Raw genomic sequence first — 12,295 nt, forward strand, 5'->3', positions numbered from 1 at the left:
TGAGAGCGAGTAGCGCGATTCCTCACGGAATCGCCGTCCTCGGCGAGGGCGACGCTATAGCGGCGCGTGGGGGGCGCGCCGAGGACGAACCCAACAGAAAAAGGCCGAGCTTCTGCGGCTCTTTGAGCCGCGCAGTTCGCCGCCACCCCACGCGGCGGGCTGCAACTCGTCGGGGCTCGTTGCTGCTCTCCGCTGGCGGCGACTGCTGTTGTTGGTCAAGGGGTGAATGGGGGTGTTGCTTTTGCGACCCAACGGGTCGCGCGGGCCGGACGCCTGCCCACGCTCGGCCCGCAACACGCCGCTTGCGCGTCGAAAGTTGCCGTACCTCCCGGGCGTCCGACCCACTTTCGTCGAGAGTGAATATTAAGGGTCGAAGCCTGCGGGGCCCCAGCAACGTTAGTTGCGGGCCTCCGCTGGGGGAGGCTTCGGCCCGCGCGACTCTGCGAGTCGCAGGAGTGCAAATGGGGTAGAGGCTGCCAGTTGTTAGGGTAGTTCCAGCCCATTGCCCTCCGCGGGCACGCGGCGTTTATTCCGAGAGGCAGCGCAACTGAAAACCGTAGACCCGAGCGTTCGCACCGCTGGGGTTTAGAAGGCCCAGATGAAACCAAAGATAAAAGCCCCAATAGCCGGTCGTAGAAGACGACCAGCTGGCGCCGTGATGTCCCACATATGCCAAGGCTCCATCGTTGCGCTCGTGGTAGCCCGGGGCGGGGTTCTCCTTCCTGTTTATTCCGAGAGGCAACGCAACTGAAGACCGTAGGCACGATAGCCTAAGTAGCTGGCATCGAGGCGTTGCGTATAGAAGTACAAGCACACCCTGTTGCTGCCCTCCACCGACGACGAATAGCTGAATCCGTCATTTCCGATGCCCATCAGATCTCCCAATCGTCCATTGCTGCCCGCGTCGCGGAAGCCCGGGGCGGGGGAAAGGGCATTTTTACGGACGGCGGGGTTGTTTTGTTGCTCGGAAAGTTTATATTTGTAAATCATTACACGGAGAGCGCAACGATTGTCCGGAAACCGGGAAAATCGGGGCGGGGAGAAGGGGGGAGTTCAAAAACAAAACGGATATGATTAAGGTATTGAATCAGGAAAATACGATTTTGTCGCGCTACGTGGCGCAGTTGCGCGATGAGGTCACGCAGCGGGATCCGATGCGTTTCAGACGGAATCTCGAACGCACGGGAGAGGTGATGGCCTACGAAATCAGCAAAACGCTCAACTACAGGGCCGAAACGGTCGTGACGCCGTTGGGCGAGGCGGAGGTCATGGTGCCGGCGGATGAGGTCGTCATTGCGTCGATCCTCAGGGCGGGGGTGCCGATGCACAACGGATTCCTCAATGTGTTCGACGATGCGTCGAATGCGTTCGTGTCGGCGTTCCGAAAGTATAGCAAGGACGGGACGATGAAGGTCGTTCTGGAGCAGGTCACGACGCCGAGTCTCGAAGGAAAGGTGTTGATCGTGGTCGATCCGATGCTGGCGACGGGGGCGTCGATCGAACTGGCCTATTATGCCCTGATCGAAAAGGGTGGGGTGCCGGCGCATACGCATCTGGCCTCGGTGATCTCGTCGGCGGATGGGGTCGAGTATGTCCGGAAGCATTTCCCGATGGAGCATGTCACGCTCTGGACGGCGGCGGTGGACGAGGAGATGACGGTCAAGTCGTATATCGTGCCGGGGATCGGCGATCCTGGTGATTTGGCGTATGGGAAGAAGCTGTAGGCGCGTCTGCTTTGTATGAGAGGGGCGGGTTTATCTTTCCAGGTCTCTAAAAAACAGCTCGTTGGGGTGTCCGTCGATGGCGGTGAAGGAGGGCTGGCGGACGAAACCGCACTTGAGGGCGACGCGCTGGGAGTTGAGGTTGTCTGCGCGGGTGGTGATCCACAGGGCGGAGATATCGGACAGGGCTGTGTAGCGGGCGGCGAGTAGCTCGACGGCTTCCGGAATATAGCTGTTGCCCCAGTGTGCTTCGCCGAGCCAATAGCCTATTTCCCGCTGGTCGGGGGCGATCGATCCGTAGTGCTCGTGGCGGCGGGGTACCAGACCGATGCAGCCGATCGGTTCGTCGAGGCTTTTCAGTACGACGGCGTAGGTCTCGGGCTCGCTGAAGAGGGTGCGGATGACTTCGCGGCTCATGGCTTCGGAGGTGTGCGGGGGCCAGCCGGCGCGGGGGCCGACGCGTGCGCTGCGGGCGTGGCGGAAGAGGGCCGGGGCATCCGAAAGCTGCCAGGGACGCAGGAGCAGGCGGGCGGATTCCAAGGGGGGATTCTGGGGGGACATCTTTTTTTCTTTCAGCAAAAGTTTTTATCGGAAGGTCAGGGTGAAGATCGAACCGGTGCCGTTCGGGCCGGGGCGATACTGAAGGGTGCCGCCGTGCAGGCGCATGATCTGGCGCGAGAGGCTCAGGCCGACGCCCGAACCGCCGTTCTTGGTCGTAAAGAACGGGATGAAGATCTGGTCAGCGACTTCGGGCGGGATGCTCGGGCCGTTGTTCGCGATGGTGATGATCACCTGTTCGCGGCTGTCGACGGTGGCGGTCAGGTCGATCCGGGGCTGGGCGACGTCGAGGGTCGCTTCGATGGCGTTTTTCAGCAGGTTGATGGCGACCTGGCTGATCATGCTCCGGTCGGCGTAGAGGATCAGGTCTTCGGGCTCGACGGAGATGCCGATCTCGACGGGGCGGGCTCTTTCAGGAACGGTGGCGGAGGTGAGGGCGCAGAGGTTCTCGACGAACTCTTTCACGTAGAACAGGGTGGGGCTCGGGGTGGGCAGGCGGGTGAATTTGCGGTAGGATTCGACGAAGGAGATCAGGTTCTTGCCGGTCTGGCTGATCGTGGCGAGGCCGCGGTGGAGCTCGGAGTCGTCGGCGGGGCCGATGCGTTCGACGAGGGAGTCGCTGATCGAGGTGATGGGGTTGATGGAGTTCATGATCTCGTGGGTCAGCACGCGGATCAGGCGGATCCAGGACTCGATTTCGCGGTCGGATAGTTCGTTCTCGATGTCGGTCAGGGCGAGGATCTTGAGGGGCTCGCCGCGCCGGACGATGGAGGAGGCGTGGACGGAGAAGGTGACGGAGCCGCGCTCGGAACGGCAGGTGAGCTGGCGGCTCTCGCCGGCGACGATGTCGCGGAGCAGGGCGGGGAATTGTTCGTCGAGCCGCCCGAGCTGCTTGATGTGGGTCAGGGTCTGGATGCCGAGCAGGCGGAGGGCTTCGCGGTTGGTCTGGGTGATGTGGCCGCGGTCGTTGATGATGAGGATGCCGGTGGTGACGCTTTCGAGGATCAGTTGGTAGTATTTCTCCTGTTCGATGGTCTCGTCGCGGGCTTTGGTCAGCAGGGAGTGGATGCGGTTGAGGGATTGGTTGATCAGGATGTTGTTGCGGCGCGAGGCGGTTTCGGAAAATTTGAAGGAGTAGTCGCCGTTCTCGATGGAGTGGAACATGAAGACGAGTTTGCGGGTGGTGCGGCTGTAGAGCCGCAGAAGGGCGATCAGCAGCAGGAGAACGGCGCCGGCGCAGCAGCTGCTGAGGAGGTAGTGGCGGTGGAGGAGGGTGACGATGGCGCCGGCCGAGGAGACGGAGAGCAGAAGCAGGAGAGGTAGGAGGCGCGCGGTCAGTTCTTTGTACATGGTGCTGTGTGGTATGATGGTTGGGGGCGGCGGTCGGTTTTAGGCTGAGGCTGGTTGGGGTGGCGGCCTTTATTTGCGGTCTTTATTTGGGGTAGGGCTCTGTTTATTCTGCGAGGCAACGCAACTGGACACCGTGGGCGCGGTAGCCGGAGCTGTTGGGGTTGAGTCGTTGGGTATAGAAGCTCAAAAATGTGCCGTAGATGCGGTTGGTGCCGCCGACTGCGGGCGACCAGCTGAATCCGCCGTAGCCGACGTTGTCGGGTTGGCCTCCGCGTCCATAGTAGCCGCAGTCGCGGAAGCCCGGGGCGGGGTACCAGGCGAGCGGGGTTCCCGCGCCCGAGGTGCTTACCTTGTAGAGACGACCGTTGGTGGCTTTGAAGTTCCCATTGGTGTATTTTTCCCCGGCTACGCCGTCGGAGTAATAGGGGAAGGTACCGTTCATGGGCACATCGGCGTCCCGCGTAAAGTCGCTCCGGAGGGGGCATGGCTGTCCGGGCGCGGCGATCACAAATTATATTTCTTCAGTTTGTTGTAGAGGGTCTGGCGGGTGACGCCTAACTGGGCGGCGACGGCGGAGAGGTTGCCTTCGTGGCGCTTGAGGGCTTCGGTGACCATGGAGCGTTCCATCTCTTCGAGGGTCGAGAAGGTGGCGGGACGGGGGCCGGGCTCTTCGCCTTCCCGACGCGAGATCAGGAGCTCGTCGGCGGTCACCGATTCGGTGTCGGCCATAATCACGGCTTTCTCGACGGTGTGTTGCAGCTCGCGGATGTTGCCGGGCCAGGTGTGGGAGGTCAGTTTCTCCCGGGCCTGGGGGTCGAAGCCGGTGCAGGGTTTGTTGTATTTCGTGGCGTAGCGCTTCAGGAAGATTTCGGCCAGGGGGACGATGTCTTCGGTGCGTTCGGCGAGGGAGGGCAGTTCGATGTGGATGGTGTTGATCCGGTAGAGGAGGTCTTCGCGGAAGCTGCCGTCGGCGACCATCCGGTCGAGGTCGCGGTTGGTGGCGGAGATCAGGCGGATGTCGACGGGGATCGGGGTGTTGCTCCCGACGCGGACGATGCTCCGGCTTTGCAGGGCGGTGAGCAGTTTGGCTTGCTGGTGGTAGGGGAGGTTGCCGATCTCGTCGAGGAAGAGGGTGCCTTTCGAGGCGGCTTCGAATTTGCCGGCGCGGTCGCTGCGGGCGTCGGTGAAGGCGCCTTTGACGTAGCCGAAGAGTTCGCTCTCGAACAGGGTCTCGGGGATGGCGCCGAGGTCGACGGGGACGATCAGTTCGTCCCGGCGGTTCGAGAGGCGGTGGAGTTCGCGGGCGAGCATCTCTTTCCCGGTGCCGTTCTCGCCGGTGATCAGGATGTTGGCGTCGGTGGCGGCGACTTTCTCGACCATGGAGCGGAGCCGTTTCATGGCGGAGGAGGTGCCCCAGAACATGGCGTTCTCGGCGGTGCTGTCGGTGGAGAAGGAGCGTTTGATGTCGCCGAGTTGTTTGGCTTCGGAGCGGGAACGGCGCAGGGCGAGGGCGTTACGGAGGGTGGTGACGAGTTTGGCGTTGTTCCACGGTTTCACGACGAAGTCGGTGGCGCCGCGTTGCATGGCTTTCACGGCGAGGTCGATGTCGGCGTAGGCGGTGAAGAGGACGACTTCGATGTCGGGGGAGGCTTTCTTGACTTCCGATAGCCAGTAGAGGCCTTCGTTGCCGCTGTTGATCCCGGAGCTGAAGTTCATGTCGAGCAGCAGGACGTCGGGGTGCACTTCGCGCAGGGTGTTCAGCAGGCGGGTGGGGCTGCTGAGGGTCACTACGCGTTCGAAGACGCCGTTCAACAGGATCTCGACGGCGGTCAGCATGCTGCGGTTGTCGTCTACGACGATGATCGTTCCCTCTTTTTTCATATTTCGGTCGGTGTATGGGTGGGTATAAACTAAATGGGGTTCCCGGGGGGGGGCGTGTGACGCGGGTCTTGTTCGCTTGGGCCGGAGGCAGCCTGTTGTTCGAGGCCGCGTGACCCCGCCCCGGGCTACCGCGATGCAGGTAACGAAAGGCAATTAGGCAATCTTATGTACGTCGGCGGCAGCGGGTTCAGTTGGTCTTCCATCACAAATGGAGTCAACGGCATGGATTTGAATTTCAGTTCGCACGGTCTCGGTACCAGCAGTACGAGCTATCGCGGTTACGGTTTTCAGTTGCGTTGCCTCTCGGAATAAACGGATGGGGTGCTGCGTTTTAATTATTTGGGGAATGATTCCTGCGGCTCTACGAGCCGCGCGGGCCGGAGCCACCCCAGGCGTAGGCCTGCAACTTCGCGGGGCTCGTTTCCGGCCACGCTGGCTCCGACCCGCACCAAATTCATCCCAAATCGTTGCCATTCTTTGTTCGCACGCTATCTCTACCCTATATTATTCTCTTTTCGCATTCTCTTTCCCTCTTTAGGCGGCGGCGCGCGAGCAACTAGAAAGTAATAACGGCCGCGCGCCATGACGCGAATGCGTCGGCCAAGCGGGCTACACGTCCCGTGGACGGGAAATGCTGACGCATTTCAACTACCAGCCTCTACCCCTATACAACGCGGGTAGCCTCGGCCCAACCCACTGTTCCGCGCGCTGGCGGAAATCTTATTCAAACGCAAATCATGCGTTTGAATGATTTCCTACTTCAGCGATCGCGCGCGGGTCGAGCTTTGTCCCGCCTGGAACTGTTCTTTTTGTGAACAAAAAGAACCAAAAAAACTTTAGACGGATGCTGACGCATCCTCAAACTGCTGACGGCCCAACTCTTTTGTCGCTCTCTGTCTGAGGCATCGCACCGGATACTTTTATGAACGTTCGGCAGGGCAAAGATAGGATAGGATTGTCAAAAAAATAGACAAGAGTGTCAAAAAAATAGACACTCGGGGGAAATGGTGTGAATTGTAATTCATTGATAAAGACTGAATTAAATGGTTTGGCACGCTGTGTGGTTATCTGGGCGGAAAAATGGTGCGGGGCGTGACGAGTCACGCGAACCGAAAACAACGGAATTGTATCGAGATGAAAAAATGGATGACATGTGCCTGGGTGTGCGGGTTGAGCATACTGGGCGTTTACGGACACGAAAACGACTCGCTGCATGTGTGGAACTTGCAGGAGTGCATGCGGTATGCGATCGAGAACAGCCCGAGGGCGGTGAGGCAGCAGCTGGCCAATGCCAACCTGAAGGTGTCGTATCACGAGGCTATTCTCAGGCACTTGCCGTCGCTCAGCGGAAGTGTCGGACTGTCGGCCGGGTTCGGACGGAATGTGGACCCGTCGACAAATGCCTATACGACGGTCAATACGTTGAATAACAGCTATGGGGTGAATGCCGGAATCACGGTCTTCAACGGGTTGCAGCTGCTCAACAACACGCGGGCGGGGAAGATTGCGAAGCTCCGCGGGGAGGAACAGCAGAAACAGACGGAGGACAATGTGGCGCTGGAGACCCTGACGGCTTATTTCAACTATACGTACACGCTGCGCACGCGGACGCTGGCCAGGGAGCAGGTCGAGGCTTCGCGTGAGAATCTGAGGCAGGGACGGCACATGAAGGAGCTCGGGTTGCGCGGGGCGGCGGATGTGGCGCAGCTGGAGGCGTCGCTGGCGGCCGATGAGTACAACCTGACGAAGGTCGAAAACAATGCCCGGACGCGGGAACTACAGCTTAAGGAGGTGATGAATTTCCCGCCCGAGGAGACGATCCGGATCGATACGGCCTACCGGTATGCCGAACCGGCGTCCGAAACGGAGGAGGTCTCGGAAATCGTGGGGGTGGCGACGGCGATGCTGCCGGACGCCCGGATGTCGATGATGAATGTCCGGCTGGCGAAGCTCGACCTCTCGACGGCGAAGGGGATGCTCTTCCCGTCGCTGTCGGCGTCGGCGGGGATCGGAACGTCGTATTTCAAAAACCTGAAGCACGATGCCACGCCGTTCCATAAACAGTTCAAGGATAACTTGTCGAAGTCGGTGTCGGCGAGTCTGAGCGTGCCGATCTTCTCGGCGTGGAGCCGTCCGAGCAACCTGATCCGGCAGCGCAACAACCTCCGCAGTACGGAGCAGACGCATATCGAGACGCAGCGACGCATTGCCGTGGAGGTGGAGCAGGCGGTGCTGGACCTGAACGGGGCGTATGCCGAACGGATTCAGGCCGAAAAACAGGTGCAGGCGCGGCTGCTGGCCTACAAGGTGGCCCGGTACAAGTATCAGGAGGGGCTGCTCAGTGCGTTGGATTTGCAGACGACGTCGAACCAGCTGCTCGAGGCGCGGGCGACGCTGCTCAATGCCGAGCTCACGTGGCAGGCGAAGCGCAAACTGGTGGACTATTACAAAGGGATTCCGCTGCTGGCGGAGTAGGGCGGGGAATTTTTACGAACGGTAATGGATGAAAAAATGATGAACGGGATGTTTTTACGTAATTTTCTGGTGACGATCAAGCGGTTCAAACTGGCTTGCGGGTTGAATATCGTGGGGCTGAGCGTGGCTTTCGGGGCTTTTATCGTGATCCTGATGCAGGTGAGCTACGAACGGGGGTTCGACAAGGGGTATCCGCGGCAGGTATACCGGGTGGAGGTGAAGGACAGCACGATGCACGAGGCGATTCTGGCGCGTCCGATGATCGATGTGCTGCTGGCGGGCTCGCCGGCGATCGCGCAGGGGACGATGAGGCCGTGTTATCTGGATAATCGGTATGTCTCTCTGGAGCGCAACGGGGCGAAGGTGGCTTATATCGAGCCGTACACGACGATCTATCCGGACGATTTCGAGGTGTTCGGTTACGAGCTGACGGAGGGGACGCGGGAGGCGTTCGACGACCATACGAAACTGATCCTGCCGCAGAGTATGGCCCGGAAGTTCTTCGGGACGGAGTCGGCGATCGGCAAGTTGGTGACGTTCGAGATGGGAGAGAAGAGTACGGTCGAGGTGGGGGCGGTTTATCGCGATTTCCCGGCGAACAGCTCGGTGCCCAATTGCATCAAACAAAAAATAGCGCCGGAGGAACACAAAAACAGTTGGGGGGCTCAGAATTACTGGTGTTTCGTGACGCTGTGGCCGGGAAGCGATCCGGAGGAGGCGGCCCGGCAGATGACGCAGGCGTATGCTGCGTTCGGGAAACCGGACTGGATTTCGGGAGAACCGAACTTTATCCTGCAACCGATAGAGGAGGTCTATTACGATAAGACGGTGGGGTACGACACGGCGCCCAAGGGCAACCGGACGACGATGACGCTGTTGTTGTCCATCGCTCTGTTGGTGATCGGTATCGCCGCTGTGAACTTCGTCAATTTCGCCACTTCGCTCACCCCGTTGCGGATCAAGAATATCAATACACGAAAGGTGTTGGGCTCTTCGGTCGGGACACTGCGGGCAGAGCTGATCTTCGAGTCGGTGGGCATCTCGTTGTTGGGTTTCGGCCTCGGTCTGTTGTGGGTCTACCTGCTGGCGGACACCGGCTTCAACGAACTGATTTCGGGGGGTATCTCTTTCTCGACCTATAGCGGGGTGATCTGGTTGGGGCTGGGGGTAGCTCTGGGCGTCGGGATACTGGCGGGGATCTATCCGGCGGTCTACACCACTTCGTTCCCTCCGGCGCTGGTGCTGAAGGGGACGTTCGGTCTCTCGCCGAAGGGTCGTAAGCTGCGGACGGCGCTGATCGGTTTCCAGTTCGTGGTCTCTTTGGGTCTGATCGTGGCGGCGATGTTCATGCAGTTGCAGAATCGCTATATGCGGAGCTTGGATACGGGGATGGATCATGACCAGGTCGTTATCGTGAATTTGAGCCGCGATTTGGCGAAATCGGAGATGAAAAATACGCTGGTCAATCGGCTCAAGGAGGATGCGTCGATCGAGGATGTCGCTTTTTCCGGGATGAGGGTCGGGTGCTCGGATACGTATATGCGGTGGGGACGGGGTTTGGCCGACGGACGGAGCATTCATTTTACGTGTCTGCCGGTGTCGTGGAATTTCTGTCGGGTGATGGGGCTGCCGACGATCGAGGGGCGCGACTTCGAGGAGGAGGACGACCTGCGGACGGGGGCGTTTATTTTCAACCAGACGGCGATGAGCGAGTTCGATATGACGCTCGACGACCGGGTGTTCGGACACCGCTCCGATCTGGTGCCGATCGTCGGGGTGGTAAAGGATTTCAATTTCGCGTCGTTGAGAAATGAGATCGCGCCGATGTGTTTCTATCAGTTCGGCAAGGAGGCGTGGTATGATCTTTCGGTGGCGTATATCAAAATCAAGGGGGATCCGTTCGCGGGGGCGGCGCATATCAAACGGACGGTGGCGGAGCTCGATCCGCTCTATCCGGTCGATATCGAGTTCTATGACACGGTGTTCGATGCGCTGTACCGGAAGGAGTTGAAGGTGACGACGTTGATTACGGTCTTCTCGCTGCTGGCTGTGGTACTCTCGCTGGTGGGGGTCTTCGGTCTGGTGGTCTTCGAGACGCAGTACCGGCGGAAGGAGATCGGGGTGCGCAAGGTGATGGGAGCTACGGTAGCGGAGATTCTGGCGATGTTCAACCGCTCGTTTGTCCGGTTGGTGTTGATCTGCTTCGTGGTGGCTGCTCCGCTGGCGTGGTACGGGGTGCGTGAATGGCTGGGAACGTTCGCTTACCGGACGCCGGTCTACTGGTGGGTGTTTGCGGTGTCGCTGGCTATCGTGCTTTTCATTACTTTAGCTACGGTGACGATCCAGAGCTGGCGGGCGGCGACGGCGAATCCGGTGGAGGCGTTCAAAACGGAGTAGGCTTCGGAGGGAGTGAATCATACTAAACACAAGGAAGGCAATGAAAACGGTTTTTCGGAATTTCATAACGACGCTCCGCCGGTTCAAACTGGCGTCGGGGCTTAATTTGTTGGGTCTGGCGGCGGCTTTTGCGGCTTTCGTCATCATTCTGATCCAGGTGAACTACGAGTATGGCTTCGACCGGTTCCATGCGGGGGCGGATCGGATTTTCCGGGTGGAGGTCTCGTCGGCGCGACAGAATATTCCGGCGGGATCGTACACGCCTGCGTTGCCGCTGCCGCTGGCGGAGGCGATTCGGGATGCGGTGCCGCAGATCGAGCGGGTGGCGGTGGCGGACGGACGCGAACGAACGCTGAATGTGGTGGCGGAGCGGGAGGGAAATAGGACGGTCTATGAGGAGACTACGCGGGAGGTGTCGGATGAGTGGCTGGCGCTGCTCGGCGTGCGGATGGCGGAGGGCGATGCGGCGACGGCGCTGGACGAGCCGGGGGCGGCGCTCATTCCGGAGAGTATGGCCCGCAAGTTTTTCGGTTCGGAACCGGCGTTGGGGAGGCTGCTGGCGCCGGCCGAGACCGATTCGACGATCGGGGTGCGGCGGGCGGTAAGGGTCGGCGGGGTCTATCGCGATTTTCCGCGTAATTCGATCTTTTCGAATATCATCTACCTGCCGGTCGGAGAGGCGGAACGCAACTTGTGGAGCTGGAGCAATTACCAGATCTATCTGCAACTCGCTTCGACCGGGGAGGCGGAAGAGGTGGAGCGGGCGATCGGGCGGATCGACTATCCGGACAAGAGCGAGGAGGCGAAATGGCGGCTGATGCCGTTGGCGGACATCTATTATGCCGCGGATATCGTACACGATATGGCGCCGAAGGGGAGTCGGACGGCGACGCGCATCCTGCTGGCGATCGCGGTGCTGGTGATTGCCGTGGCGGGGATCAATTTCGTGAATTTTTCGATGGCGCTCGCGCCGGTGAGGATGAAGAATATCAACACGCGCAAGATTCTGGGGTCGTCGGTGGCGGCGTTGCGGGCGGCTCAGGTCGCCGAGGCGGCGATGACGGCGGCGGTGGCCTACGCTGTGGCGCTGGGGATGGTGGCTTATATCGGGCGGTCGGCGTTGGGCTCGTATTTCGCGACGTCGCTGCTGCCGGGCGACAACGGCGGTGTGGTGCTCCTCGGGGCGGCGATTGCGGTGTTGACGGGTGCGGCGGCGGGCCTCTATCCGGCGATCTATTCGACGTCGTTTCCGCCGGCGCTGGCGGTCAAGGGAAATTTCGGGCTCTCGCCGAAGGGACGGACGTTGCGGAATGTGCTGGTGGGGTTTCAGTTCTCGGTCTCGATGGTGTTGATTATCTGTGCGGCGTTCATGAATTTGCAGAACAGTTTCCTCGCTACGCGGGCGATCGGGATGAACCGCGGAGGGGTGGTCGAGATGCCGGTGAGCAAAAAGATTTTCACCGATCGGCAGAGTCTTTTCAATGAGCTGGAGAACGATCCGGCGGTGGAGGGGGTGGCTTTGTCGATGGCGCCGATGTTTCGGGATTGTTACGACAACCTGGGGGTGTGGTTCCGAGGCGAGGTCGTCGAGTTCGGTAATGTGGAGGTGACGTCGCAGTTCACGGAGCTGATGGGGATTCGCATCGCGGAGGGACGGGGATTCGTCGAAGAGGACGACCGGGCGGAGCCGGGAACGTGGGCGATCTTCAACCGGACGGCTTGCCGGAAGTACGGGCTGGAGTTGGGAGACAGGCTGGAGGTCGGGGCGGGGCGCGGGGTCGAGGTCGTGGGGATTATGGAGGATGTCAATTTCGGGTCGCTGCATGCCGCGGTGGGGCCGATGGCGATGGTGCTGGTGGGGAAGGAGTCGGGGCTCGATAACCGGTTGCAGACTGCTTATTTCAAAATCAAGG

At 60.3% G+C, this 12,295-nt stretch carries 11 protein-coding genes; 5 read left to right on the forward strand and 6 right to left on the reverse strand.

Translation table 11 applies throughout. The features are described 5' to 3' along the window. Positions 1 to 526 precede the first annotated feature (526 nt). Positions 527 to 742: a hypothetical protein gene (locus ACTO3O_RS09240; protein ID WP_297831345.1), complete on the reverse strand. Its 216-nt coding sequence runs from the start codon at positions 740 to 742 to the stop codon at positions 527 to 529. Continuing rightward, a complete protein-coding gene (locus ACTO3O_RS09245; RefSeq protein WP_297829760.1) occupies positions 727 to 873 on the reverse strand; it encodes a hypothetical protein in 147 nt (48 codons plus the stop codon). The genes ACTO3O_RS09240 and ACTO3O_RS09245 overlap by 16 nt, the downstream gene beginning before the upstream one ends. Positions 874 to 1,070: 197 nt before the next feature. On the opposite strand from ACTO3O_RS09245, the gene upp reads away from it, so the two are divergent. Beyond that, a complete protein-coding gene (gene upp / locus ACTO3O_RS09250) occupies positions 1,071 to 1,724 on the forward strand; it encodes a uracil phosphoribosyltransferase (RefSeq protein WP_297831348.1) in 654 nt (217 codons plus the stop codon). A 30-nt stretch (positions 1,725 to 1,754) separates the two neighbouring features. On the opposite strand, the gene ACTO3O_RS09255 is transcribed toward upp, so the two are convergent. The 4 genes from ACTO3O_RS09255 to ACTO3O_RS09270 form a co-directional block, all read right to left on the reverse strand. Continuing rightward, a complete protein-coding gene (locus ACTO3O_RS09255; protein WP_482596724.1) occupies positions 1,755 to 2,300 on the reverse strand; it encodes a GNAT family N-acetyltransferase in 546 nt (181 codons plus the stop codon). Positions 2,301 to 2,306: 6 nt separating this feature from the next. Next, positions 2,307 to 3,629, reverse strand: coding sequence for a sensor histidine kinase (locus ACTO3O_RS09260; RefSeq protein ID WP_297831351.1), 1,323 nt, complete (start codon positions 3,627 to 3,629; stop codon positions 2,307 to 2,309). Between the two features lie 103 nt (positions 3,630 to 3,732). Continuing rightward, positions 3,733 to 4,071: a hypothetical protein gene (locus ACTO3O_RS09265; protein WP_297831353.1), complete on the reverse strand. Its 339-nt coding sequence runs from the start codon at positions 4,069 to 4,071 to the stop codon at positions 3,733 to 3,735. 62 nt (positions 4,072 to 4,133) lie between these two features. Further along, on the reverse strand, positions 4,134 to 5,510 hold the full coding sequence (locus tag ACTO3O_RS09270; protein ID WP_294592765.1) for a sigma-54-dependent transcriptional regulator: 1,377 nt from the start codon (positions 5,508 to 5,510) through the stop codon (positions 4,134 to 4,136). A 165-nt stretch (positions 5,511 to 5,675) separates the two neighbouring features. Between ACTO3O_RS09270 and ACTO3O_RS09275 the strand changes: the two genes are divergently transcribed. The 4 genes from ACTO3O_RS09275 to ACTO3O_RS09290 form a co-directional block, all read left to right on the forward strand. Next, complete coding sequence (locus ACTO3O_RS09275; protein WP_294592763.1) at positions 5,676 to 5,822, forward strand: hypothetical protein; 147 nt, start codon at positions 5,676 to 5,678, stop codon at positions 5,820 to 5,822. A gap of 822 nt (positions 5,823 to 6,644) precedes the next feature. Then, a complete protein-coding gene (locus ACTO3O_RS09280) occupies positions 6,645 to 7,985 on the forward strand; it encodes a TolC family protein (RefSeq protein ID WP_297831360.1) in 1,341 nt (446 codons plus the stop codon). A 48-nt stretch (positions 7,986 to 8,033) separates the two neighbouring features. Beyond that, complete coding sequence (locus tag ACTO3O_RS09285; protein ID WP_482596727.1) at positions 8,034 to 10,382, forward strand: ABC transporter permease; 2,349 nt, start codon at positions 8,034 to 8,036, stop codon at positions 10,380 to 10,382. A gap of 40 nt (positions 10,383 to 10,422) precedes the next feature. Continuing rightward, a partial coding sequence (locus ACTO3O_RS09290) for an ABC transporter permease (protein ID WP_482596729.1) occupies positions 10,423 to 12,295 on the forward strand: 1,873 nt, incomplete at its 3' end.

The sequence above is a fragment of the Rikenella sp. genome, from assembly GCF_056799795.1.